General features: G+C 64.9%; 22 protein-coding genes. 10 read left to right on the forward strand and 12 right to left on the reverse strand.

Annotated features, from left to right (window positions below; all coding sequences use genetic code 11):
- Positions 1 to 112 precede the first annotated feature (112 nt).
- Both V9L17_RS19390 and V9L17_RS19395 read left to right on the forward strand, forming a co-directional pair.
- Positions 113 to 580 carry a winged helix-turn-helix transcriptional regulator gene (locus V9L17_RS19390; protein WP_337352560.1) on the forward strand — a complete coding sequence of 156 codons (468 nt, stop codon included), beginning with the start codon at positions 113 to 115 and terminating at the stop codon, positions 578 to 580.
- 179 nt (positions 581 to 759) lie between these two features.
- Complete coding sequence (locus tag V9L17_RS19395) at positions 760 to 2,766, forward strand: rhamnogalacturonan lyase (RefSeq protein ID WP_337352561.1); 2,007 nt, start codon at positions 760 to 762, stop codon at positions 2,764 to 2,766.
- 100 nt (positions 2,767 to 2,866) lie between these two features.
- Here the strand turns inward: V9L17_RS19395 and V9L17_RS19400 are convergent, their stop codons facing one another.
- From V9L17_RS19400 to V9L17_RS19415, 4 genes are all read right to left on the reverse strand, one after another.
- Complete coding sequence (locus tag V9L17_RS19400; protein WP_337352562.1) at positions 2,867 to 3,529, reverse strand: SRPBCC family protein; 663 nt, start codon at positions 3,527 to 3,529, stop codon at positions 2,867 to 2,869.
- A 118-nt stretch (positions 3,530 to 3,647) separates the two neighbouring features.
- Positions 3,648 to 4,571 carry an SRPBCC family protein gene (locus tag V9L17_RS19405; protein WP_337352563.1) on the reverse strand — a complete coding sequence of 308 codons (924 nt, stop codon included), beginning with the start codon at positions 4,569 to 4,571 and terminating at the stop codon, positions 3,648 to 3,650.
- Positions 4,572 to 4,823: 252 nt separating this feature from the next.
- Positions 4,824 to 7,460, reverse strand: coding sequence for an exo-rhamnogalacturonan lyase family protein (locus tag V9L17_RS19410; RefSeq protein ID WP_337352564.1), 2,637 nt, complete (start codon positions 7,458 to 7,460; stop codon positions 4,824 to 4,826).
- Between the two features lie 131 nt (positions 7,461 to 7,591).
- On the reverse strand, positions 7,592 to 7,735 hold the full coding sequence (locus V9L17_RS19415) for a hypothetical protein (RefSeq protein ID WP_337348954.1): 144 nt from the start codon (positions 7,733 to 7,735) through the stop codon (positions 7,592 to 7,594).
- Positions 7,736 to 7,952: 217 nt separating this feature from the next.
- On the opposite strand from V9L17_RS19415, the gene V9L17_RS19420 reads away from it, so the two are divergent.
- Positions 7,953 to 8,564 carry an NADPH-dependent FMN reductase gene (locus V9L17_RS19420; RefSeq protein WP_337348955.1) on the forward strand — a complete coding sequence of 204 codons (612 nt, stop codon included), beginning with the start codon at positions 7,953 to 7,955 and terminating at the stop codon, positions 8,562 to 8,564.
- Positions 8,565 to 8,608: 44 nt separating this feature from the next.
- Here the strand turns inward: V9L17_RS19420 and V9L17_RS19425 are convergent, their stop codons facing one another.
- Positions 8,609 to 9,082, reverse strand: coding sequence for a sensor histidine kinase (locus V9L17_RS19425; protein ID WP_337352565.1), 474 nt, complete (start codon positions 9,080 to 9,082; stop codon positions 8,609 to 8,611).
- A gap of 456 nt (positions 9,083 to 9,538) precedes the next feature.
- Between V9L17_RS19425 and V9L17_RS19430 the strand changes: the two genes are divergently transcribed.
- Both V9L17_RS19430 and V9L17_RS19435 read left to right on the forward strand, forming a co-directional pair.
- A complete protein-coding gene (locus tag V9L17_RS19430) occupies positions 9,539 to 10,588 on the forward strand; it encodes a glycosyltransferase family 2 protein (protein WP_337352566.1) in 1,050 nt (349 codons plus the stop codon).
- 6 nt (positions 10,589 to 10,594) lie between these two features.
- A complete protein-coding gene (locus tag V9L17_RS19435; protein ID WP_337348958.1) occupies positions 10,595 to 10,759 on the forward strand; it encodes a hypothetical protein in 165 nt (54 codons plus the stop codon).
- Between the two features lie 89 nt (positions 10,760 to 10,848).
- Here V9L17_RS19435 and V9L17_RS19440 read toward each other — a convergent pair whose 3' ends face one another.
- Positions 10,849 to 11,841 carry a hypothetical protein gene (locus V9L17_RS19440; protein ID WP_337352567.1) on the reverse strand — a complete coding sequence of 331 codons (993 nt, stop codon included), beginning with the start codon at positions 11,839 to 11,841 and terminating at the stop codon, positions 10,849 to 10,851.
- Positions 11,842 to 12,280: 439 nt separating this feature from the next.
- Here V9L17_RS19440 and V9L17_RS19445 point away from each other — a divergent pair, with 439 nt between their 5' ends.
- Positions 12,281 to 13,096, forward strand: coding sequence for a response regulator transcription factor (locus V9L17_RS19445; RefSeq protein ID WP_337352568.1), 816 nt, complete (start codon positions 12,281 to 12,283; stop codon positions 13,094 to 13,096).
- A 55-nt stretch (positions 13,097 to 13,151) separates the two neighbouring features.
- Here the strand turns inward: V9L17_RS19445 and V9L17_RS19450 are convergent, their stop codons facing one another.
- The 5 genes from V9L17_RS19450 to V9L17_RS19470 all read right to left on the reverse strand — a co-directional run bounded on the left by V9L17_RS19450 (position 13,152) and on the right by V9L17_RS19470 (position 17,413).
- Complete coding sequence (locus V9L17_RS19450) at positions 13,152 to 13,367, reverse strand: hypothetical protein (RefSeq protein ID WP_337352569.1); 216 nt, start codon at positions 13,365 to 13,367, stop codon at positions 13,152 to 13,154.
- Between the two features lie 14 nt (positions 13,368 to 13,381).
- Complete coding sequence (locus tag V9L17_RS19455; protein ID WP_337348962.1) at positions 13,382 to 13,873, reverse strand: RpiB/LacA/LacB family sugar-phosphate isomerase; 492 nt, start codon at positions 13,871 to 13,873, stop codon at positions 13,382 to 13,384.
- A complete protein-coding gene (locus V9L17_RS19460) occupies positions 13,870 to 15,639 on the reverse strand; it encodes a dihydroxyacetone kinase family protein (protein ID WP_337352570.1) in 1,770 nt (589 codons plus the stop codon). The genes V9L17_RS19455 and V9L17_RS19460 overlap by 4 nt, the downstream gene beginning before the upstream one ends.
- Positions 15,640 to 15,701: 62 nt before the next feature.
- The gene (locus tag V9L17_RS19465; RefSeq protein WP_337352571.1) at positions 15,702 to 16,478 is read right to left on the reverse strand and encodes an SDR family NAD(P)-dependent oxidoreductase; all 777 of its coding nucleotides are present in this window, start codon (positions 16,476 to 16,478) and stop codon (positions 15,702 to 15,704) included.
- A gap of 110 nt (positions 16,479 to 16,588) precedes the next feature.
- The gene (locus V9L17_RS19470) at positions 16,589 to 17,413 is read right to left on the reverse strand and encodes a sugar phosphate isomerase/epimerase family protein (RefSeq protein WP_337352572.1); all 825 of its coding nucleotides are present in this window, start codon (positions 17,411 to 17,413) and stop codon (positions 16,589 to 16,591) included.
- Positions 17,414 to 17,602: 189 nt separating this feature from the next.
- Here V9L17_RS19470 and V9L17_RS19475 point away from each other — a divergent pair, with 189 nt between their 5' ends.
- The 4 genes from V9L17_RS19475 to V9L17_RS19490 all read left to right on the forward strand — a co-directional run bounded on the left by V9L17_RS19475 (position 17,603) and on the right by V9L17_RS19490 (position 21,626).
- The gene (locus V9L17_RS19475; RefSeq protein ID WP_337352573.1) at positions 17,603 to 18,940 is read left to right on the forward strand and encodes an MFS transporter; all 1,338 of its coding nucleotides are present in this window, start codon (positions 17,603 to 17,605) and stop codon (positions 18,938 to 18,940) included.
- Positions 18,941 to 18,973: 33 nt separating this feature from the next.
- A complete protein-coding gene (locus V9L17_RS19480; protein ID WP_337352579.1) occupies positions 18,974 to 19,849 on the forward strand; it encodes a transketolase in 876 nt (291 codons plus the stop codon).
- A complete protein-coding gene (locus tag V9L17_RS19485; RefSeq protein WP_337352574.1) occupies positions 19,846 to 20,856 on the forward strand; it encodes a transketolase family protein in 1,011 nt (336 codons plus the stop codon). Before V9L17_RS19480 ends, V9L17_RS19485 begins: the two co-directional genes overlap by 4 nt.
- 110 nt (positions 20,857 to 20,966) lie before the next feature.
- Complete coding sequence (locus V9L17_RS19490; protein WP_337352575.1) at positions 20,967 to 21,626, forward strand: GntR family transcriptional regulator; 660 nt, start codon at positions 20,967 to 20,969, stop codon at positions 21,624 to 21,626.
- 14 nt (positions 21,627 to 21,640) lie between these two features.
- On the opposite strand, the gene V9L17_RS19495 is transcribed toward V9L17_RS19490, so the two are convergent.
- Entirely contained in the window at positions 21,641 to 23,137 is a 1,497-nt protein-coding gene (locus tag V9L17_RS19495) for an aromatic amino acid lyase (RefSeq protein ID WP_337352576.1), read from the reverse strand.
- Between the last annotated feature and the right edge of the window lie 181 nt (positions 23,138 to 23,318).

Raw genomic sequence — 23,318 nt, forward strand, 5'->3', positions numbered from 1 at the left:
GGTGCCTTCGTAAGAAGGCACTTTGAAGTGCCTATGGCACCTGGACGTGCCTTGCCAGCGGGTCCGCAGCTAATCTGGTGCTTCATGCCGGAACACGATGGGGGACGTAGAGATGAGCCTCACGGCCGAACAGAAGCACCTGCAGCATCGGGCCACGTATAACGCCGCGCTGGAGCATTGCCCCGCCCGGCAACTCCTGGAGACCATCAGCAGCAAGTGGGTCACCCTGGTGCTGCTGGAACTCGCCGAAGGCCCGCGCCGGCATAGCGAACTGCGGCGCAGGGTTGCGGGGGCCAGCCAGAAGATGCTGACCTCCACGCTTCGTTCGCTGGAACGGGACGGCCTGGTGCTGCGCCACGTAACAGCCTCGGTCCCGGTCCGCACCGACTATGAACTGAGCCCGCTGGGCCGCTCGCTCCTTGGCGTGGTGTATGGGCTCAAGGACTGGGCCGAAGCTTCCATGCCCGCGGTGGAACTCGCCCGCCTCGAGCACGACCACCTGGCTGGCGAAACCCCAAGGCTACCTGAGGCCGCCCCCGGCAAGATCGAAACGAAACGGAACAATTTCTCCCATATTTGATCGTGAAGGCCTTGACCGACCTTCTCATGCCCTGATAAACCTTAGGGGCGGAAAGCGCTTTCTTTCCACTCCGAAACCTCCAGGGAAATCCGGAAGTGCTCGTTCGGCGTCGGAATGAAACGTTACAAAAACGACCGTGTGGCAGACTCAGCTGCCGCCAGCATCAAAGGAGATGTTCTTTGGCATACCCCGCGAAATATTCCCTACCCACGAGACCCAAAAAGATACGGAAAACGGCGCCCTTGGCTGCCGCAGCAACCCTGGCCGCAGCTGCCTTGGCCCTCACCGGTGTACCGCTGGCTCAGGCGGCTCCCACCCTCCCACCCCTGCCTGAACAGTCCGGGCTGAACGTGCAGAAGCGTCAGGTCGAAAGCCTGGATCGCGCCCCCGTAGCGGTCCTCACGGACCAAGGCGTCACCGTCAGCTGGCGGATGCTGGGCCTGGATCCTGACAGCATCGGCTTCCATGTAATCCGCGACGGCGTCCAGCTCACCGCGGACCCGGTCCGCAACAGCACCACCTACGTCGACCCCGCCGGAACGGCAACCTCGAAGTACGTCATTCGGGCAGTGGGAAACGGCGACGGACTGGATCAGGTCGTGACCGGGGAGTTCAGCCCGCTCGCCCAGAACTACCTCGCCATCAAGCTGGACAAGCCGGCGGACGGCGTCACGCCCGCCGGGGCGGCCTACACCTACACCGCCAACGATGCCACCGTGGCTGACCTGGACGGCGACGGCGCCTATGAGATCGTCCAGCTCTGGAACCCGTCCAACGCCAAGGACAACTCGCAGTCCGGCTACACCGGCAACGTTTACGTGGATGCCTACAAGATGGATGGCACCAAGCTCTGGCGCATCGATCTCGGCCGAAACATCCGTGCCGGGGCGCACTACACCCAGTTGCTGGCCTACGACTTTGACGGCGACGGCAAAGCTGAAGTCTCCCTGAAGACCGCCGACGGCACTCGCGACGGCGCCGGAACGGTCATCGGCGATCCGGCCGCGGATTACCGCAACAGCGCCGGTTACGTACTCTCCGGCCCCGAGTTCCTCACCGTTTTCAAGGGCGAAACCGGCACCATCATGGACACCGTCGCCTACGATCCGCCGCGCGGCAACGTCTCCGCCTGGGGGGACGGCTACGGCAACCGGGTGGACCGGTTCCTTGCCGGCGTGGCTTACCTCGACGGCGAACACCCCTCCATGATGTTCAGCCGTGGCTACTACACGCGCACGGTCCTGGTTACCTACGACCTGGTGGACGGCAAGCTGAAGCAGCGCTGGAAGTTCGATTCCGACGTCGCCGGCGCCGAGTACAAGGGCCAGGGCAACCACAACCTGTCCGTGGCCGACGTCGACCAGGATGGCAAGGACGAATTCGTCTTCGGTTCCATGACCATCGACGACAACGGCGCGCCCCTCTACAACACCAAGCTGGGCCACGGCGACGCCATCCACACGTCTGATCTGGACCCGTCGCGGCCCGGACTGGAAACCTTCGCGGTGCACGAGAGCATGAGCCAGAGCGGCAACCGCGGAGCCACCTTCCGTGACGCCGCCACCGGCGAAGTCCTCTGGAGCATCCCGGCCATCAGGGACACGGGGCGTGGAGCCGCCGGCGACATTGATCCGCGGTACGCCGGGGCCGAAGGCTGGGCCGTGGGCGGCGACGCCTCCTGGAACTCCCCGCGGGGGCAGCTGATGTCCGCCAAGGGCGTGCTGATCGCGGAGAAAATCCCGGCCGCGAACTTCCTGGCCTGGTGGGACGGGGACCTGCTGCGCGAGATCGTGGACCATGACTTCGATGCCACTGCCGGCGTCGGCGTGCCCACCATCTCCAAGTGGAACTGGGAAACCGAATCCAGCGACCGGCTGCTGACAGCCACCGGCGCCCGCAGCAACAACCACACCAAGGGCAACCCGTCGCTGCAGGCAGACCTGCTGGGTGACTGGCGCGAGGAACTGGCCTTCCCGTCGTCGGACAGCACTGAACTGCGGATCTACACCACTACGGCTCCCACCGAAGTCCGTCTCCGCACGCTGATGCACGACCCCGTGTACCGTACGGCAGTGGCCCGTGAGAACGTGGCCTACAACCAGCCGCCGCACCCGGGTTTCTTCATCGGCGAAGGCATGAAAACCCCGGCGATGCCCGCCGTCACCTATGTAGGGGGCAGCGAGTAGCAGCCGTCAGCCCAAAAGCACCGCCCGCTTCCCCCGGGAAACTGGCGGTGCTTTTGCATCTGGAACGCCCGACGGCGTGTGGCGGCTCGGGCAGGCAGGTTCAGAGCGATCCAAGGTTGGGATTGGGCGGGAGGAAGCGGTCGTCGCGGTCATGCCGGTGCTTCCGTTCCGAGGAACTGTAGTTCTCGCCCTCGGCCGTTTCGTCCGACTCGCCCTCAATATCCACCAGTCCGTTGGTCTGGTCGAACGGGTGCGCGAACCTGTTGAATTCGGGCCCTGCCGCACCCGTCCCGCCTTCCACGGATTCTGTCGCGGGGATGGACTTCCGCCACGCACCGGTGGCATGGCCCTCGTGTTCGATGAACTCCTTGAACTTTTTCAGGTCATGCTCCGCCTGCCGGGCCACCACGTGAAGCAGGTCGCCCACCTTTTCCACCATGCCCTCGGGCTGATATTCCAAGGTGAGCGTCAGCTGGGTCTTGTTCCCGCCGGCATCCTGGAACTCCACGGCGCCTGAGTTGGTGGCACCTTCAGTGGACGCCCAGGCCACCCTGTGGTCCGGGATCTGTTCGATGATCCTGGCTTCCCACTGCCTGCGGACTCCGGCGATGTGCGCCACCCATCTCAGCCTGTCATCGCTGAGTTGGGTCACACTTTCCACACCGCCCATAAAATGGGGGAAGTCCTCAAACTGGGTCCACTGGTTGTACGCAGTGCCCACCGGTACGTCGACAACAATCCGTTTCTCCACTTTCGTGCCCACAACGTCTCCTTCGACTGGAACCGAATCTGATGAAGGTCCAGGGGGTCATCAGTAGGCTTAACATAGCGCCGTTGGAGGCGGTGAACCAGAGCCACGGATTGCCCCGCGGGGGCGCCCGTCAGTGCTGTCCGAGGCCTCCTCCTACGGGCGGAAGCCCGCCCGGGCGGTTGTCCTCTTCGCGACGTTCGCCTTCGCTGTACCGCTCACCTTCGGCTGTTTCGTCGGACTCGCCCTCGGTGTCCACCAGGCCGTTGGTTTGGTCGAACGCATGCCCGCTCCTGTCGTCCCCGAGATCGGCGAGCGAACCCGAGGAGGCGTCTGCCGCCGTCGTGCCCGCAGGTGAGACGGGTGACATCGGTTCTGCCGGGATAGGTGTCACAGTGACTGGCTCTGCCGGAACGGCGTCCGGTGCGGTGACGTCGCGGGCCTCGTGGGCGTCCTTGTTAGTACCCGCGCTCATGGCTGCGGCTGCGCCTGCGGCCGCCGCCACCCCTGCCGCTGCTGCCATTTTGCCGGAGAATCCTGCCTTGCCTGAATCGCCGCGGGAGGCCGCTGCGTCCTCCACGCCCGGGGTGCCCACAGCAGCGCCTTCGCCCACAGACCCCCGCCAGGCGCCGGATGCGTAGCCCTCGTCCTCGATGAATTCCTTGAACCTCTTCAGGTCGGCTTCGGCCTGGCGGTCAACCACGTGGAGCTTGTCGCCCACTTTTTCAACGAAACCCTCGGGATCGTATTCCAGGGTCAGCCGTAGGGATGTTTGGCCGCCGCCGACATCTTCGAATTCCACGGCGCCGGCGTTTGTGGCTCCTTCGGTGGCTGCCCAGGCAACCCTGCGGTCAGGGATCTGTTCCAGGATCTTTGCGGTCCACTGGCGCCGGACGCCCGCGATCTCGGCCACCCACTCCAGCCGGTCATCACTGAGCTGCTTAACGCTCTTGACGCCGCCCATGAAGTGGGGAAATTCCTCGAACTGCGTCCACTGGTTGTAGGCCGTGCTGACCGGTACGTTCACCAGAATGCGCTTTTCCACTTTCGTGCTCACAACGTCTCCTTCGATTGGAACCGGAGCTGATGAAAGAACAAAAAATTCATCAGCATGCTTACCATACCTTCCGGCGGAGCCCACGGCCAGACCCCAACTAGGTAGCAGCAGATGTCGTTATGAGGCGCCAAAACGACATCTGCTTCTACCTAGTTGGGATGGGACGACGGCGGGAGGCTGGGTTGCGTGCGGCGGGAAGTCGGGCGGAAGTACGACGGCGGGGGCTGGGTTTGGTGCGCGGTGCCGGGTTGCTCAGCGGGGGAGGTGGTCCCCGATCAGTGCCAGGTTCTGGATCACCGCCAGGCCAAACTGGGAGGCGTCGTTAGTGGAAACAGTCGGTGCTTCGTCCACCGGGAGCAGCACATACGGCGGTTCGATGTTCTGAAGGGTAAAGGCGTTTTCGTGGTTGAGATGCTCGCCGCCTTCGGCGAAGCTCTCCCACGCCCGGGCCGCCAGATCCGGATCACGGAGCCGGGCGGCTGCGTAGGCGCTGAGCCTGCTGTGGGCCTGCGTCAGGTAGATTCCGGGCAGCGGCTGCCCCACGGCGTCGATCTGTTCCTCCTCGGTGGCCAGGAACAGCCGGCAGTACTGCAACCACGCCCGCTCGAAGGCCTCGTCCGGGACCAGGTCCACCAGTTCGCTGCAGATTTCCACCAGCCCGAACACCGCTGAAAGGTGGGAGACCTGGATCCTTTCCCGGCCGGCGTCGAACCTTCCCTGATCCAGGTCGTACAGCGCCTCGCCCGTGAGGAATCCGTACTTCAGGGCGCCGATGTCGGCCATAGTCCCCAGCAGTCGGTCGCGGGAGCGGGGGTTCCCGGTGCGCTCCCAGTCGGTGAGCCACGTGGCCGCCAGCGAACCCCAATCCGTGCCCAGCCCCACGCCCAGGGCATTCCGGTCCGGCCGGTAGGTGTCGGCGTCGGGCCTTACTTTTCGGACCGGGTCCAACCCCAGGAAGTTCTGGTCGCTGTCCACCAATTCGGACAGCAGGTCCCCGGTCCGTTCGTCCGCCGTCAGGTAGTAGTAGAACCGGCGGTAGGCGGGCGTGCTGATGCGCAGCTGCTTGGCGCTGCAGCCCCAGTGCTGGACATTGTGGCGGGAGCCAAGGCCCTTCCAGGGGCCGAGGTGGTAGACGTCCACCTCGCCGGTGTGCCTGGTCATGGCTTCGGCGAAGCGGAAGACGTCTGCCCGGCCTGAGCGCAGGTACGAATACCAGAGCCACAGGTCCGGGGAGAGCTCCGAGTTGTCCCAGGCATAGCCGCCGACGTCGTACCGCCACACGTGCCGGTCGAAGTCGTAGGTGTGCATGACGTCCCCGTAGTTCCAGAAGCCGTACCAGCGGCGCTGCTCCACCTGGCCGGCGTAGAAGTCGAAGAGGAAATCCAGCCTGTCCTCAAGCTCGGCCCGCGCCGGAGTGCTGCGGTCCACCGGGGCCCAATCACCGAAGACCCGCGCTGAGTGGAGGTATTCCGGGGTGGCCTGGAGCAGCGCAGGCACGGAGGCTGCCCGTGCATCGGCGGCGAGGGTTTCCGTGGCTGGCGTGAAGCCGTAGGCAAACAGAGTTAACTCATGTGTGCGGGCAATGCCAGCGGGGTTGCCGAAGCCGGGTTCATAGTCCTCGTACGTAATTTCCAGGCCTTCGAGCTGTTCCTCGAAGGTGTCCTGGCCCAGGCCGTCGTGATAGAAACGCAGGTCCATCGGCTGGGCCTCCGGGGAGTACAGCCAGGCCGTCAGCGACGCGCCGTCCGTGGCAGCATTCCGGATGTCCAGCTGTCCCGGGTGCGACTGCCAGAAGTCACGGATCCCCACGCCCAGTCCGCCTCGCGTATCGCTCAGGGAGCAGAAGCCCGCCGCCCTGGTTCCGCCGGAAATGCCCACCCACGCATGGCCCGCCGCGGTGCGTTTGCGCAGCTCGAAGCCGTCGGCACTTAGCTGGCTGAGCGTGAAGTCGTTCCAGGCGGGAATGAGGTGCAGCCTGCCCGAGACCTCCTCGTTCCATTCGGCCAGGGGAGGGGTGGGGCGGCCCGCCAGCTGCGCCCGGCGTACGTCCTCGCCGGGATCGCGACGGAGGCCGGTCAGCCCGCGCACGGCCTCGGCCAGGAAGCCGCCGTCCGCGCCGGCGATCCGGATGTGCCGGTCATGGAGTTCGCTCTGGAGCGGCACGGTAAAGCGCACGCCGAGCCCGGCGAGGAAGTCCTGCTCGGCGTCGCCGTCCCAGATGAACGAGTGGACCATCCGAACGCTCCGCGCCCCCGCGTAAAAGTAGAACCGAACCACGAACGGCAGCCAGTCCCGTTTCTCGCTCGTGGGCGAGTCCGGCCGGTGCATACCTTCAAGCCGCACCACTGCGCGGACGGGGCCGCTTTGTTCAAGCACGACGGCGGTGACCTCGCCGGTGAATCCCTCCCGGCTGACTGAGCCGGCGCCGTCCGCGATGCCGTCCTGAAGCAGGCTGACCAGGCGTCCGTCGGAAGCCACTGTGGTTCCGCCACGGGAGAGTGAGCTGAACAGGGTGGAACCGCTGCGATTGATGACCATTTCCAGCGTGCCTGTGGACACCGTGATGCTGTCATTGCGCTCCGCGACGGTGACCCCCGGTGAGCTGCCCGCGGCCGGTGCGGTGCCGACGTCGTGCGTCACTTCGTACTCCCGGGACGGGGAGTCCGTGGCCGGCAGGGCAATGCCCGCCCACTTGAGTGAGCCATCAGGCCACGTGGCCAGCGGCCAGGCCTGGCTGGCTACCGGCTGCCCGAAGGAGTCCCGGACCGCCACAGCATCGGCGCTGGCCACCGTTCCGCGGGCGAACGGCATGCCCCACGTGGTTCCGCCGCTGAGTTCCAGGGGTGCTTCGCCGTCGAGCCACCCGACAGTGGTGTTTACAGTCATCATGTCCAATTCCGCTGGGAAGCCGCTCCTGGCACGCGCCTCGATGCGACGTGGGAAAGCGGTTTCTTGTATCGATTCAACCTAACTGGAATGAACGGGGTACCGCAAGACCCACTCAGGAGTTGGTCGGGTAATTAAGGCTTGGCCTCAGGTTCGATGTCCGCGCCCTCGGCGGGTTCCTGGGAATGCATCCGGAGGTCGGTGGGATCCGCCAGTTCGTCCCCTTCGGCCGGTGCTTCGCTGTGGATGCGCTGTGCCGATCCCAATTTATCGTTCATGACCGCTGCTCCTGTGCTCCCGGTTGCTGCTGTGGATCCCCTCTTAAAGATCATTCAGCGCCTGCCCGGACGGGGTGTCAAGGACCTTCCCGAGGCTCTGGCCGCCGGGGGTCTTCTGTGCTGGACTGGGGGACGCATTGTGCTTTAAGTCCATGCTTGACCAACCACAGCACCGTCGGCCAGCCGGTCCCCCCGGCTGTTAGGAAGGATGTTTGTTATGGCAACTCACAAGATCGGCTACTTCGTCGGCAGCCTGGCACGCGGCTCCATCAACCGCACCCTCGCCAAGGCCTTGATCAGCCTGGCCCCGGCCGACCTCGAGTTCACCGAAATCCCCATTAAGGACCTGCCGCTCTACAGCTACGATTACGACGCCGATTTCCCACCGGCCGGCCGGGCCCTGAAGGAAGCGGTGGAGGCCTCTGACGGCATCCTGTTTGTGTCCCCCGAGTACAACCGTTCCATCCCCGGTGCCCTGAAGAACGCCATCGACTGGGGATCCCGACCGTGGGGGACCAACTCGTTCGCACGCAAGCCCACCGGGATCATCGGCGCCTCGCCCGGAAGCATCGGAACGGCGGTCATGCAGTCCTCCATGCGCAGCGTACTGAGCTTCCTTGACGCTCCCCAGCTCAACGCCCCGGAGGCCTACGTCAAGTTCAACCCGGCGGCATTCGGGGAGGAGGGCGAAGTCAAGGATGAAGCCACGGCCAAGTTCCTGCGCCACTACATGGAGGAGTACTGCGCGTTCGTCCAGCGGGTCACGGCGGCCAACGCGCCAGGCCACATCGGCGATCTCGAACCCGACGCCGAGAAGCTGTCGCGCTAGAGGTACGGAGGCCCGCCGCCCCCAAAGTGCGGCGGGCTTCCGTCCTAGTCCAGTGGAAGGGTAACGGTCACGCAGGTGCCGCGGCCGGGGCTGGAGTAGATGTCCACGGAGCCGCCGGCCTCATGGACGGCCACGGACATCAGCCTGAGGCCGTAGCCGTGGTGCCGGCCGCTCACGGCGAGCTGGCAGTCAAAGCCCGCACCGTCGTCGGACACCACCAGGCGGATGCCGTGGTCCACGGCCGCGAGCTGGACCGTGAGCTGGGAAGCATCCGAGTATTTGAACGCGTTGCTTAGCGCTTCGCGGGCCGACTGGTAAAGCAGGGACGCGCAGTCCGCCGGGATCTCGATGCCCCAGTGCGGAGTATCCCAGCGGACTGCTGTCCCTTGCTGACGGAGGGGCACGGTAAGCCGGTCGATGCAGCCGGCAAGCCCCAAGGTGTGGAAGTCGACCGGATGCTGGTCTGTGATCACGCCTCCCACGGCGATGACCTCATCCAGAGCTGATTCGTTCCCCATGACTCTTCCTGCTTCCCCGCAGATGGTGGTCTGATGCTTATAGCGTGGACCGCCAACTGCAGGGGATCCGAAGGGATGCCTCAAGATCGGCTCAAATTTCGTAGAAGATTCGGGCGCCTTTGCGAGCCCTGGCGGCGCCGCCGGCCATCTCTTGTTTCGGATCGAGGGAAATGCACGACGGCGGCGCGCACCTCAGTGCGCTCTGCGGTCCCTCAGCCTCCTCAGGCTGCGGCCACTGTGCGTTGAGACGGTCTTTACCAAAGCTTGTGCCTTCGTTGTCAGTTCCCTGCCGATGGATTGAGTTGCCGCTGGAATGCTCGAAGGAAATAAGAATTCGAACTTTTCTGTGGGGACAATTTACTAAATGCGCAGTGCGTCACAATTTCATACATTCATTCACGCATCGGCCCGGGATTTTTTGGCTGCAGTTACAGCGGCCACCGGGCCGGTGTTCCTGTGATTACGGTCCTCATCCCGGCGCACAATGAGGCAGCCGGCATCGGTGAAACCCTGAAATCCCTCACATCGCAGAGCCGCCGCCCGGACAGGGTGATTGTGGTGGCAGACAATTGCACCGATGCCACCGAGGAAATTGCCCGTGCACGGGGCGCCGAAGTCCTCCGCACCGAGGGGAATTCTGACAAAAAAGCCGGCGCACTGAACTTCGCCCTCAGTGGACTCCTGCCCGCTGCCGAGGCCGAGGATATGATCCTCATCCAGGACGCCGATTCCCAGCTGTCCCACGACTTCATCGAGCGGGCAGTAGCCCACCTAAAGCGCGATTCCCGGCTTGGCGCTGTCGGCGGTGTCTTCCGGGGCGGGCACGGAGGAGGGTTCGTAGGGCACCTGCAGCGCAACGAATACGCACGCTACGCCCGCGACGTGAAACGCCTCAAGGGCAAGTGCCTGGTGGTCACCGGCACCGCGGCCCTGTTCCGGGCCAGGACGCTGCGCGATGTCATCACGGCCAGGCTGGACGGGTCCCTGCCGCCGGGCAATGGCCACGGCGGGGTATATGACACCTCGGTCCTCACCGAGGACAACGAGCTGTCGTTTGCGCTGCTGAGCCTGCGGTACCGCATCAAATCACCGGCGGACTGCACGCTCGTGACCGAGGTAATGCCCACGTGGCGCGAACTGTGGGCGCAGCGGCTCCGGTGGAAGCGCGGCGCGGTGGAGAACTGCGTGCAGTACGGCTGGACCCGGGTCACGCGCCCGTACTGGGGCCGGCAGGTCCTGGCCATGGTGGGTGTCCTGGTGACGCTGGCCTACTTCGGCACGGTGGCGTTTGCACTGGGCACGGGGGCCGGGCTGGTTATTCAGCCCTTCTGGCTGGCCGTGACCGGTGTCTTCGTGATCGAACGTGTGGTCACGGTGCGGCTGCGGGGATGGAAATACATGCTCGCCGCCGCAACCATGTACGAGCTGGTGATCGACCTGTTCTTGCAGGTGGTCCATGCGAAGGCGTACCTGGATTCAGCCTTCAACAGAAAGAAAGCCTGGTAACAGATTATGTATGACAACCCAGCAGCTCCCGCCGCGGCCGGAATTGGTTCCGGAACCCTCGCCATGACCGGTGCGGGTGACGTGTTCTGGCTGGCCCTGGCTGCCTTTGCGCTCCTGGCGTTGGGGCTGGCGGTCAAGCGCATCATTCCGGTCCGGGGCGACAAGTCCTAGGCAGTTCCGTTTCAGTAGCTGACGAAAAAACCCAAGTGTGGGGCGTCCGGTAATCCGGACGCCCCACACTTGTACTGGGGAAGAACGGGTCAGGTGACCACGCTCAGGACGTTGGAGCATCCGGCGGAGTCGCACACCTTGTAGGTTGTGGTGCTGCCGCCCTTGAACTTGTGGACGTAGCTGCCCGTGTTGGGCACGGACTTCTGGACGCCGTTAATCCACAGCATGACGCTGGTGCCCGTGGTTCCGGTCCACTTCAAGGTGGTGGTGTTCACGCCGTTCGCTTTAGTGGTGGTGGCGGACAGTTTGATGGCCGACGGCGGCGGCGGAGGCGGTGTGGTGGCTGCGGGGACGAACGAGAAGTTTCGGACCACCACTGACTCCGGCTTCACATGGGCGGGATCCCCGCCACCGCCGCCCGTGACCCACAAGTTGAAATGGACCTGCTCCTTGGCCGGCACGGGAACCGTGGTGCCCTGCAGGACGGTGCGCTTGAGGAGGGCGCCGGCGAAGCCCTCGCCTGCGTAGGTTTCGAAGGTCAGCTTGCCGGGCTCCCACACCATGCGGTGCGTGGTCACGGGGCTGGCGGTGACATCAAAGGTCACCGTGTTGTTGCCCTGGCCTGGAGGCTTCGTGGCGTCGAACCAGTATCCGTGGCCTTGGCTGACCGGCCACGATTCGCCATAGGCGGCGCCGCCGCCCCAGGCCGACGCTTCGCAGAGGTCGATCTCGTTGTAGCCCGGCTCTGCGAGAGGATCGTAGGTGAAGAGGCAGCCCCAGACCACTTCCTTTTGCAGGACGCTGAGGTTCTTCTCCACGGTGGTGCTGTAGGTTCCGTAACCGAACCCCTGCCGGGTGGACTGGAATTCAGCGCCCACCGGAGCCTCGCCCGTCGGGTTGGTCAGCTTCAGCGTGACATACCCGTTTGCGTCGGGGTTGCTGACGTTGGCGGCGTCAAAGGCCTTGTTGTACTGCGGCGCCCCGCCCCAGAACCGCTTTTCCCAGTTGAAGCCCTGCCAGGAAAAACCTCCGGCCGGGCCTGGGTCCGGTGGCGTGGTTTCGGCAGCTTGGGCGGATGGCATGCACGCCAGCATAGCCAAGGCCGACGCTGCCAGTAGGGCCAACGGCCTCAAGTGGCGGGTTGATCGTGAGACAGGTAACCGAAAAGGTGCCATGCAGTGCCCCTTACATCGTGCTCCCCAGCGAGCAGCTTTGCGCCCCCATTGAGCACAGGATGATCATCAGTCACATGAGTCACATAGCGCAATAGCCTAAATGCGATTAATTTGAGTGGATCAAACCCTCAAGAAATACGCAATATTGAGCAATTCTCAAGAAAGACGCAATAATCTAACAATTTGAAATATGCTTCGAAAACGGTGTGTAGGCTCACTCCATAGAACTTCCTCTTCCGAGCCCTGAAAAACCAATCCGCGTGGTTTATGTCTGCGAATAGAACATGAAATAGCTTGGATGGTGGGCTAGCGGGCGCAGGTAGTCAAGACTTATTTGGGGGCATGCATGGTGGAGCGGGGCGTTGCTGTTGTTGTTGAAGACGACGACGACATCAGGACATCTCTGAAGGAGGTTCTCCTGCAGTCCGGTTTTTCCGTTTTTGAAACTTCCTCCGGCCTGGAAGGCGTGGCAGCCGTGCGGGAACATGATCCCGTCATTGTCACCATGGACGTTGGGCTGCCGGATTTTGACGGAATCGAGGCCTCGCGCCGGATCCGGACCTTCAGCGACGCCTACCTCATCATCGTGACCGGGAGGGTGGAAGAAGCGGATGCGCTGATGGGCTTCGAGGCCGGCGCGGACGACTACCTCACCAAGCCGTTCCGTCCGCGGGAACTGCGTGCCAGGATCGCTGCGATGCTTAGGCGTCCGCGGGCCATAATGTCCGCCTCCGGGGAACGGATGCCGGCGTCCCGGCCCCGCGGGGGCCAGCAGGCGGCGGCACCTGCTGTTGCTGCCGCCGTCGTACCTCTGCCCCCGCACGCAGCGTCCGCCGTGCTGTGCGATTTTGAGCACAAGGGCCTGACACTTCACGAAGGATCCCGTTCCGCCGCCATCCACGGCGTACCGCTGGACCTGACCCGCACCCAGTTCGACCTTCTCCTGGTGCTGATGGAGAACGGCCGCGTGGTGCAGACCAAGGCCGACCTGGTCCGCAGGCTCCGGAACGAGCCCTACAACACCGGCTCGTTCGTCACTGCCGGCGAGGAACGCGCCGTCGAGGTCCACCTGGGAAACCTGCGCAAGCGCCTGGGCGACAGCTCAAGGGCACCGCTGTGGATCGAAACGGTGCGCGGCGTGGGCTACCGGCTGGCGCCGTAGCGGCAGCGGGTGGGGCAATGGCTGCGGGCGGGGCGTTGGCTGCCCGGCAGCACCACTACGCCCTTTCCCAGGAATACTGGATCCACACTTGATACCCTTGGGACCGCTCGAACAGGCAGCGCGGATAGTGGCCGTCCGCTGCCAGCCAAAGCATTTGGCCATCGTCAGTGACTGCGTCCACCCTGCCCGCCCGAACCGTAGTGTTCCAGTGCCTGATCTCCACGGTACGGCCCAGGACGGGAACCCAGTCGTGCTGCAGATGAAGTGCCATGTTTTGGTCCCTGCCTAACAGGCTTCGAAGTCCGCCAGGACTTTGAGCTTGCCGGCAGAGGCTGACGTGGGGTCGAAGGTGTAGCCAATCCACTCCCGGACCAGCCTCCGGGCCAGTTCCACGCCAACCACGCGCTGGCCCATGGTGAGGACCTGGCAGTTGTTGGATAGCACGGAGCGTTCCACGGAGAAGGGGTCGTGCGCTGTGGCCGCGCGGATGCCCTCCACCTTGTTGGCGGCCAGCGCCACTCCGATCCCGGTGCCGCAGAAAAGGATGGCCCTGTCTGCCCGGCCGTCCCGGATCAGCTCGCCTGCCGCGATGCCCACATAGGGATAGGGCTTGGTGAAGTCCTCAGGGGAGTCGGAGGTGTTGACGCCGATGTCGAGGACTTCGCTGACGCGTGGATCGGCGCGCAGATCCTCCGCGATACGGTCTTTGTAACCAACGCCGGCTTCGTCCGCTCCCACGATGACGCGCAGCCCCATGGGTTGTCCTTCCATTTTCATGCCCTTGCTCCGACCGGTTTCTGGGCGGAGGTGGCAGCGGCACTGGCGGCCTGGTCACCTGTGAGGTGCGGACCCATCACGGTGAAGATCATGGCCAGGGAGGTGGCGCCGGGATCGGCGGTGCCCACGCTCTTCTCCGCAAGGGGCCTGGCACGCCCCTTCAGCGGCCGCAGGAAGGCTGTTCCCTCTGCCGCCTCAACTGCCTTCCGGGCCGCAGCGGTCCAGGCGTCCGTCGCTGGAGCGCCTTCCGCTATGAGCGTCCGCAGGGTCTCGGCGAAGGGCAGCAGGGCATCCACCATGGTCTTGTCACCCAGGTCCGCCTTGCCAAGGTCAGTGATCCGCGCCGCGAACGCGGTAACCGCCGCCGCCAGCCTGTCGGCGTCAGGTGAACTGTGGTTTCCCAGGGTTTCACCAAAGGCCCGCAGCCCGGCGCCCCACAGGACGCCCGACGTGCCGCCGGCCCTGTCTGCCCACGCATCTCCGGCGGCGACCAGGACCGAGCCGGCGCCTGCCCCCTTGGCAGCGGCGGCCGCACCCGCGTCCGCTGCGGCATCAACGCCGCGCACCATGCCACGTCCGTGGTCACCGTCTCCGGCCACCGCATCCAAGGCGCCGAGCTCCGCCTCCGCGGCGTACAGCCAACTGCGGGCGGCTTCGAGCGCGGAGACGCAGCTCACCGCGAAAGCGCGGGAGTCGCCGTCGGACTCGAACAGAACGTCTTCAGCGCCGCCATCGAACGTTTCAGCACTAAATTCGGTGGTAGCCGAAGCTGCGCTGCCGCGGCGGTAGGCAGGAGTTTCCGCGGGGGCCGTCCAGAGCGCTTCGAGCTCATCGTCCAGCCAGGTGACCGTGAGCGAAACGCCGGACATGTCCAGGCTGGTGACCAGTTCGCCGACCTCAGGCATCACCAGCGTGTAGCCGGCTTCGCGCAGCAGCGGGGCCACCGTGAGCCAGAGGACAAACAGCTCCTCATGTTTGGTGGAACCAAGGCCGTTGAGCAAGACCGCGATCCGGTTGCCGGCGTCCGCTGGCGCCTCGGCCAGCACTCGTGCAACGAGCTCCTGGCCGAGGACCTTCGCGGACGGCAGGTCCGTGTCGAACAGCCCGGGCTCCCCGTGGATGCCCAGTCCGAGGCCCATCTGCCCATCCTTCAGCGTGAACAGGGGAGCGGCTGCACCCGGGAACGTGCAGCCGCCAAAGGCGCTCCCCATGGTGCGCGTCCTGCCATTGGCCTTGCGCCCCAAACGCACGACCTCGGCCAGGCTGGCTCCCGCCTCCGCCGCCGCTCCCATGATCTTGAAGACCGTGAAATCTCCGGCGATGCCGCGACGCTTTTCAGATTCGGTGGACGGTGCGCTGGCGATGTCGTCGGTGACCAGCACGTTCTCAACCTGGATGCCTTCCGCAGCAAGGCGCTCGCTGGCCATGCCGAAGTTCATGACGTCCCCGGCATAGTTGCCGTACGTGAACACCACCCCCGCCCCGGAGTCCGCGGCTTTGGCCACGGAATACGCCTGCTGTGCGGACGGCGAGGTAAAGATGTTACCCACCACGGCGCCGTCGGCGAAGCCGCTTCCGATAAGGCCGGCAAACGCGGGGTAGTGGCCGGAGCCACCTCCGGCAAGCACAGCCACTTTGGGCTGCGCCGGACGACGACGGCGGACAGCGCCGCCGGGTACCTGGCGCACGTACTCCGCATGGAGGTCGCAGAACCCGGCAAGGGCCTCTTCGGCGAATTCTGAGGGGTCGTTGAAAATCCTGGTCATCGTTGACTCTCTGGCTGGTCTGGACTGGCTCGTCGGTCTGGACTGGCGGGCCGGGACGGCGCCTAGTGGATGTGGCTGCCGCCGTTGATGTCGATGGTGGTGCCGGTCAGGTAGGCGGAGTCTTCGGAGGACAGGAAGGTGATGACGGCGGCGATTTCCTCGGTGGTGGCGTTGCGGCCCAGCGGGATGCCGGCGTTGATGGCTGCTTCCTGCTCCTCGGTGCTGCCCACGCGGATGTTGGTGTCCACGGCGCCCGGGGTGATGGCGTTGACCGTGACGCCGGTGGAACCGATTTCGCGGGCCAGTGCCTTGGTGAAGCCGAGGATGGCTGCCTTGGCTGCGGAGTAGGGGACCTTGCCGAACACGCCGCCGCCGCGCTGGGCGGAGACGGAGGACATGTTCACGATGCGGCCCCAGCCGTTCTCGATCATGTCCGGCAGGAAGGCCTTGGTGACGAGGTACGTGCCGGTGGCGTTCACGGCCATGACCTTGTTCCAGAGGTCCAGGGTGGTTTCCAGGAACGGCACGGGGGAAGTGATGCCCGCGATGTTGGCGAGGGCGCCGACGGCCGGAAGGGTCCCGGCGGTGATTTCGGCTTTCACGGCCTGATAGGCGGTGTTGACGGAGTCTTCGTTGGCGACGTCGATTTCGTAGCCGAAGGCCGGAACGTTGAACTCGTTGCCGATTTCTGCTGCGACCTTTGCGGACTTTTCGCCGTCGAGGTCCAGGACTACCACAGCCCAGCCCTGGGCGGCGTAGCGGCGGGCGGTGGTGATGCCGATGCCGCGCTCGGAGGTGGCTCCGGTGAGGACGGCGGTGCGCTGGATGGTGTTGCTCATGATGCTCCTTGGTTGCTTCTTTGCGGGGGTGTTGTGTCTGGTGATGGAATCGAGTGCTCCCTAAGCGCCGTTTTGGGGGTCCAAAAGGGCGTCTACGGAGCAGTCGACGGTTAGAGAAGGTCGGTGAAATAGCTGGCGGCCTTGGCGGTGGCCGCAGGGCGTTCGTCGTGGGTGACGTCCCTTGTTTCCAGTTCGAGCGAGAAATGGCCGGCGTAGCCGCTCGCCGCGAGGGCATTGACGCCGGCTGCGAAGTCGGCCTCCCCGTTACCGATGCTGAGGTTGATGTTTCCAGGCACCGCATCGCGAAGGTGGACGTGGGAGATGAGCCCCTGGTGCCGGCGGATGTATTCCAGGGGGTCTTCCCCGGCAGCCACGATGTGGCTAAAGTCCATGACAATCCCGACGCCGGTACCCGCCAGTCGCTGTGCCAGCAGTTCCGCGCGCTCAAGATTCCAGCAGAGCCGCAGGAAGTGCAGGGACTCGGTCCACAGTTCGACGCCGAACTCCGCCGCCCGCTGTCCGGCCCATGCGAGTTGGGCGGCCACCAGGTCCAGGTCCTCGTCCAGGCCGCGGACGGGGTGGTGACTGAGCGCTCCGCATGGCAGGACCAGGGCCTTCGCGCCGGTGTTGGCCGTGAGGGTGAGCAACGCCTCCAGGTGACGTTCGCGGGCGTCACGGGCACCTGCGTCGAGCACTGCGTTGAGGTCTCCGATGTCCCCGTTGACGGAGCGGACCAGCAGTCCTGAGGCCGCAACTTCGCCTGTAACGGCCTCGACGGCCGCCATATCCAGCTCATAGGGAACGTGGTTGCAGACGCCCGGGAGCGCACCGAGATCGATCTCGTGGAAGCCCAGGTCGCTGATGGTGCGCAGCGCCGTGGGCAGGTCCTGGTGCCGGAAGCTGATGGACGAACAGCCAATCCTGGGGTTGAACATCGTTGTTTGATCCTCTGATGAGCGGTGGTGACATGAATCACTGTAGTGTGGGAGAGTGTTAACAGTCAACCTCCAACATTGACTGTTGACATCGTGAATGATGCGGGTCACACTGGGCGTATCATGTGTTAACAGTCGACAGTGCCGGGGCGTTGACGCTCCGCTCGCTCTTCGAAAGGGATCCACTCCATGAGCAATGAAGCTCTGAAAATGCGCGGCCACGTCCACGGGACGAAAGACGCCAAGCGCGTCGCCATCGGCTCCGGTGTTGGTGCCGTCATTGAGACGTACGACTTCATCGGCTTCGGTACCGCCGCGGCCCTGTATTTCGGCACGGCATTCTTCCCCACAGGTGACCCGGTCACCGGAACCCTGGCGGCGTTCGCCACCCTGGGCGTTGGCTTCGCGGCCCGCCCGATCGGCGGCATTATCGGCGGGCACTTGGGCGACAAGGTGGGCCGCAAACCCGTTCTGGTGGCCTCATTGATCCTCATGGGCGTGGCCACGTTCCTGATCGGCCTGCTCCCTACCTATGAGCAGGTGGGCCTCCTCGCGCCGGCACTCCTGGTCTTCGTCCGCGTTGTCCAGGGCCTGGCGTTCGGCGCCGAGTGGGGCGGCGCCATCCTGATGAGCTACGAACACGCACCGTGGAAGTCCAAGGGCAAGTACACCGGCATCGTCCAGGCCGGTTTCCCCGTCGGACTGCTCCTGGCGAACCTCGTCTTCCTGGTGAGCGTGAACCTCGGCGGCGAGCTTGCCTGGCGCGTCCCGTTCCTCGCGAGCATCGTGCTGGTCGCAGTTGGCCTGATCATCCGCTCCAAGGTTCCGGAATCCCCGGTTTTCGACGAGGTCAAGGACAGCGGCTCCATCGTCAAGAACCCCATCATGGAAGTCATCAAGACCGACTGGCGCAGCATCGTCCGCGGCATCGGCCTGCGCATCGCCGAGACCGCCGGCTACGCGGTGTCCATCACCTACATGATTTCCTACCTGCACACCCAGCAGCTCGCGGACAAGACCCAGACGCTCGTGGCCCTGTGCATCGCTTCCTTCATCGGCATCTTCGCCACCATGGCCTGGGCCCGGCTCACGGACAGGATCGGCCGCCGGCCGCTGTACGTCTGGTCCACCGCCTTCGCAGCGCTGTTCGGCATCCCCATGTTCCTGCTGGTCAACACCGGACTGTTCATCTTCGTCATCGCCACCATCGTGATCTCCTACGCCGTCTGCCAGAACTCCCTCGCCGGTGCCCAGGGCCCATGGTTCCCTGAGCTGTTCCAGGCCAAGACCCGCTCCTCCGGCGCCTCCCTGGCCTACCAGATCTCCGCCATGGTCTCCGGTTTCACGCCCTTCGTCACCACGCTCCTGTTTGTCACTCTGGGCTGGATGGGCCCCGCGCTCCTCTTCAGCTTCTACGCAGGCGTGGGCCTCTGGGCCGCCCTCGTCACCCGCGAAACCTGGGGCAAGCGCGAGCGCCAGCTCGCGGATGAGGCCACCAAAAGCACCCCGCAGTCGGTGAACGTCTAAATGACCACCACTCACGAAAAACCCGTCACCGAAATGCAGGAAACCATGAGAAGCAACCCCACAGAACGAGTCGCTGCCACCGCGGCAGCCGCCTACCGGATCCGGCACCACGCGCTGGACATGGGCGAGGTCCAGGGCCAGGGCTACGTGGGCCAGGCCCTCGGTGCAGCCGACATGCTGGCCACCGTCTATGCCGACCAGCTCCGTTTCCGGGCAGCCGAGCCGGAGTGGGAGGGCCGGGACCGGTTCCTGCTCTCCACCGGCCACTACGCCATCGGCCTGTACGCCGCACTGGCTGAGGCCGGAATCATCCCGGTTCAGGAACTGGAGACGTACGGCTCGGACGATTCCCGGCTACCGATGTCCGGGATGGCCACGTACACGCCGGGCATGGAAATCTCCGGTGGGTCGTTGGGACACGGCCTCACCGTTGCAGTGGGCATGGCCCTGGGCCTGAGGTACCAGGGCTCCGGGGCCAGGATCTACAACTTCCTCTCTGACGGTGAACTGGACGAAGGCTCCACCTGGGAGGCGGCGATGGGCGCCTACCACCACCAGTTGGGAAACCTCACCGCCATGGTGGACATCAACGCCCTGCAGGCGGACGGGAAAACGGACACAGTGCTGCGCACCGAGCCGGTCACCGAAAAGTGGGAATCGTTTGGCTGGTACACCCAGCGGGTGGACGGGAACGACGTCGGCGCGCTGCTCACAGCGTTCGACAATGCAGCTGCCCAGGCCGCCGCCGTCGGACGTCCTTCCGTGATCCTGTGCGATACCAAGGTGGGCCGTGGCGTCCCGTTGCTCGAGGAGCGGGAAAAGGCGCACTTCATGCGCATCGAAGAACACGAATGGCAGACCTGCCGCGAGCAGTTGACCGCCGGATACGAAGGAAAGGACGCCCGATGAGTACCCTTACAGCTTCGACAGGCACAGCCGCACCCAAGCTGAAAACCTCGGCCATGATCGCGTCCTTCGCGGACCCGGGCCAGAAGACGGCGTCCGCTCCGTTCGGACACGCCTTGGTCAAGGCCGCGCAGGAAAACGACAAGATCGTTGGGCTCACCGCGGACCTGGGCAAGTACACGGACATGCACATCTTCGCCCAGGCCTTCCCCGAGCGGTTCTTCCAGATGGGCATGGCAGAGCAGCTGCTGTTCGGTGCCGCTGCGGGCATGGCAGAGACCGGGCTGGTGCCGTTCGCGTCCACCTATTCTGTGTTCGCTGCCCGCCGGGCGTACGACTTCCTCTGCCTGGACGCCGCCGAGCCCAACCTCAACGTTAATATCGTGGGCGGCCTGCCGGGCCTGACCACCGGGTACGGCCCCAGCCACCAGGCCACCGAGGACATGGCGATTTTCCGCGGCATGCCCAACCTGACCATCGTGGACCCATGCGATTCGATCGATATCGAGCAGGCCGTGCCTCAGCTCGCCGCCAGCGACGAACCTACCTACCTGCGGCTCCTCCGCGGCAAAGTGCCCACCGTCCTGGACGAATACGGGTACACGTTTGAACTGGGCAAGGCCAAGGTCCTGCGCCCGGGCAACGATGTCGTCTTCATCTCCTCCGGCCTGATGACCATGCGGGCGCTCCAGGCAGCCAAGGCGCTGGAGGCACACAACGTGGATGTCGCCGTCGTGCATACCCCCACGATCAAGCCCTTCGACGCCGCAACTGTCCTGGCGGAGATCAACACGGACCGCCTCGCTGTCACGCTCGAAAACCACAGCATCATGGGTGGCCTGTTCGAGACCGTGGCATCCGCCGTGGTCACAGCCGGGCTCGGCAAACGAGTGGTGCCTGTGGCGTTGCCGGATGAATTCCTCGCCGCCGGCGCCCTTCCCACCCTGCACGAACGCTACGGGCTCTCGGTCCAGAAGATTGTGGCGAAGGTGCTGGCCGAACTGGGCTGACGCACCTGCAGAAGCGCGGAGCAAGTCCAAGCTGCTCCGCGCTTCTGCCGTAGAATCGACTGTTAACACGCCACTGTAAACAGTCGACCCCTAACACTGAGGATCCTCCGATGACTGAACTAGCAGCATCCCTTCTGGGGCTCGAGAAGAAAAGCCTCCGCGAACAGGCGCTTGCCGCGCTGCGCACAGCCATCACCAGCGGCGAACTGGAACCCGGCAGGCACCTGGTGGAGACCGAACTCTCCGAGATGCTGCGGATCAGCCGCGGCACCCTGCGCGAGGCGCTCCGCCAGCTGGAACAGGAAGGACTCCTCTCAGCCGGGCCGCGGGGACGCCTCTCAGTCAGGCACCTGGATGAGAAGGAAATCCGCGACATCTACGCCGTCCGCGCCGCACTGGAATCGCTCGCCGCCCGAACCCTGTGCGAACTTCCCGACCGGCAGACCGTGATCACCGCCCTGCGCGCGGCAATCGACGCGATGAAGGCCGCCGAAAAGGAAGGCCTGCAGAAACGGGTGGAATCGGACCTTGAATTCCACCGCACCCTCTGCCGGTTGACCGGGAACGAGACGTTGCTGCACACGTGGGAGTCGCTGGAAGGGTCAATCCGGATGTCCATCATGTTCGCCGGCCTGGAAAAGGGCGTCAGGAACATGAGCGTGGACCGCCACCATGACATCGTGGCTGCCATAGAAACCGGCGACGCCTCGCTGGCCCGCAAGACCATCCGTGAGCACATGGACACCGCCGCCAGCAACCTCGTGGCGTAGGTAACGGCCGGCGGTCAGCCCAGCTCGCCGGTCCCGGCCTCTTGAATGTTGTTTCCCAAGGCTGGCAACAGGACGAGTTTCGAGGCCACATCGACGTCGGGGCGGAGGTCGCGGTCCTGGCTGGCGGCCGGCAGCGTGAATCCGGTTTCGAGGGTTCTCCTGAGCCGTGGATTGCTGAACTCGGACGGTTCGCGTCCCTGCATGCGCAGGGCCCGCGCTGAACACACCAGTTCCACGGCCGTCATGGTCGTCAGCGCCTGGACGGTGGAGTCCAGCCGGGAGGTCGCCAGGCTGGCGAAGCTGGCGTCCTCCTCGGCGCCCAAGGACAGGACCACCGTCTGCAAGCTCGCGGGCTGGGCGTTGGCGCGCATAAGCCCCGCGGCGGCGGCCGCCACATATTCGAGCATCATGACGCCGGATTGGCCGGCATCGTCGGCCGCAAGGAACCGGTGGAGACCCGTGAACGAGGGGTCGCAGAGCAGGTCTATCCGGCGGAGGTTGGTTGCGCAGGCCGTCCCCAGGGCCAAATGCAGGGCGTCCACCCGCCTGGCAAGGGTTGTCATCTGGAAAAGGCCGTGATGGGCCACCCCGTTGCTCCCGTCCGCGTCGGAGCCGAAGACCAACGGATTCTCGTGGCCGGCAACCACAAGCTGGTCCAGGAGCAATTTAAGGGCGGCAAGCTCCTCCGAGACCGCCCCGAGGACTTGCGGCAACGTGCGCAGGGAGTACGGATCCTGGATCCGGGCGGGCACGCCGGTCCCAGCCACCAGCCCGTGAAGTGTCGTCGCCATATCCGCCACGGCAGGCGAATCGGACGCCCGGGCCACCTCGGGGCTGAACGCCTCCGGATTGCCTGACATCGCGGTGAAGGATAAAGCGCTCACAAGCGTGAGGTTCTCCAGCAGGACCGCAAGTTTCTGATGGCCCAACACGGCCTGGGCGACGGTGAGCGCGCTGGAACTGATGAACGGCAGGGCATCCTCCGTGGCCCAGCCGTCGAGGGCGCCGGAGATGAGGCTGCCGCCCATGGTTGGCCGCTCGCCAAGGAGCGTCAGCGCCGTCCCGGCCAGGGCCGGCAGGTCGGCCGTGCCGATTCCGCCGAATTCCCGGACCTCCGGCAAGGCGTCTTGGTTCAACATCCCTACCAGCGCCTCGGCGATGGCCGGATTGATTCCGGAGGCACCTGCCGCCAGTTGGGAGAGCCTGATCACCAGCATCGCCCGCACGGTTTCGCGGTCGAGGCTCCGCCCGGCGTCCACGGCATGGCTGCGAAGGAGATTCAGTCCATGTGTATCCGCTCCCGTGCCGGTCGCATCCAACGTGACGGAGCGGTTGGCGCCAACGCCAGTGGAGCGTCCGTAGACGGGCCGCATGAGGGCGGTTGCCCGCGCCGACCGCTGGGATGCAGCCATCCGTTCAGCGGCCGACGGCGTCAGTGTCACCTTCATGCCCCCGGCCGCCACCTTGGCGATGTCCGCCAAGGCCAGTTGCCGGCCGTCGATTTCAATCATGGGCTGATTCTTTCAAAGTCGGGCTGCCCCAACTAGGTAGCAGTAGATGTCGTTTTCGCGTCCCATAACAACACCTGCTGCTACCTAGTTGGGGGTTGGGGCCTGGTTAGTTTGTCTCGTTCATGGGGATGCGGACGCCGCGTTCTTTGGCGACGTCGAGGGCGCGGTCGTAGCCGGCGTC

The organism is Pseudarthrobacter sp. CCNWLW207 (assembly GCF_037203945.1).
Lineage (GTDB): Bacteria > Actinomycetota > Actinomycetes > Actinomycetales > Micrococcaceae > Arthrobacter.

What these genes read in the sequence shown, in the direction of transcription:
- V9L17_RS19490 (WP_337352575.1), top strand. Translation starts at nt 20,967, where the DNA reads ATGACTGAACTAGCAGCATCCCTTCTGGGGCTCGAGAAGAAAAGCCTC.
- V9L17_RS19475 (WP_337352573.1), top strand. Translation starts at nt 17,603, where the DNA reads ATGAGCAATGAAGCTCTGAAAATGCGCGGCCACGTCCACGGGACGAAA.
- V9L17_RS19435 (WP_337348958.1), top strand. Translation starts at nt 10,595, where the DNA reads ATGTATGACAACCCAGCAGCTCCCGCCGCGGCCGGAATTGGTTCCGGA.
- V9L17_RS19415 (WP_337348954.1), bottom strand. Translation starts at nt 7,735, where the DNA reads ATGAACGATAAATTGGGATCGGCACAGCGCATCCACAGCGAAGCACCG.
- V9L17_RS19440 (WP_337352567.1), bottom strand. Translation starts at nt 11,841, where the DNA reads ATGCCATCCGCCCAAGCTGCCGAAACCACGCCACCGGACCCAGGCCCG.
- V9L17_RS19455 (WP_337348962.1), bottom strand. Translation starts at nt 13,873, where the DNA reads ATGAAAATGGAAGGACAACCCATGGGGCTGCGCGTCATCGTGGGAGCG.
- V9L17_RS19485 (WP_337352574.1), top strand. Translation starts at nt 19,846, where the DNA reads ATGAGTACCCTTACAGCTTCGACAGGCACAGCCGCACCCAAGCTGAAA.
- V9L17_RS19495 (WP_337352576.1), bottom strand. Translation starts at nt 23,137, where the DNA reads ATGATTGAAATCGACGGCCGGCAACTGGCCTTGGCGGACATCGCCAAG.
- V9L17_RS19480 (WP_337352579.1), top strand. Translation starts at nt 18,974, where the DNA reads ATGCAGGAAACCATGAGAAGCAACCCCACAGAACGAGTCGCTGCCACC.
- V9L17_RS19410 (WP_337352564.1), bottom strand. Translation starts at nt 7,460, where the DNA reads ATGATGACTGTAAACACCACTGTCGGGTGGCTCGACGGCGAAGCACCC.
- V9L17_RS19460 (WP_337352570.1), bottom strand. Translation starts at nt 15,639, where the DNA reads ATGACCAGGATTTTCAACGACCCCTCAGAATTCGCCGAAGAGGCCCTT.
- V9L17_RS19420 (WP_337348955.1), top strand. Translation starts at nt 7,953, where the DNA reads ATGGCAACTCACAAGATCGGCTACTTCGTCGGCAGCCTGGCACGCGGC.
- V9L17_RS19425 (WP_337352565.1), bottom strand. Translation starts at nt 9,082, where the DNA reads ATGGGGAACGAATCAGCTCTGGATGAGGTCATCGCCGTGGGAGGCGTG.
- V9L17_RS19465 (WP_337352571.1), bottom strand. Translation starts at nt 16,478, where the DNA reads ATGAGCAACACCATCCAGCGCACCGCCGTCCTCACCGGAGCCACCTCC.
- V9L17_RS19445 (WP_337352568.1), top strand. Translation starts at nt 12,281, where the DNA reads ATGGTGGAGCGGGGCGTTGCTGTTGTTGTTGAAGACGACGACGACATC.
- V9L17_RS19470 (WP_337352572.1), bottom strand. Translation starts at nt 17,413, where the DNA reads ATGTTCAACCCCAGGATTGGCTGTTCGTCCATCAGCTTCCGGCACCAG.
- V9L17_RS19390 (WP_337352560.1), top strand. Translation starts at nt 113, where the DNA reads ATGAGCCTCACGGCCGAACAGAAGCACCTGCAGCATCGGGCCACGTAT.
- V9L17_RS19450 (WP_337352569.1), bottom strand. Translation starts at nt 13,367, where the DNA reads ATGGCACTTCATCTGCAGCACGACTGGGTTCCCGTCCTGGGCCGTACC.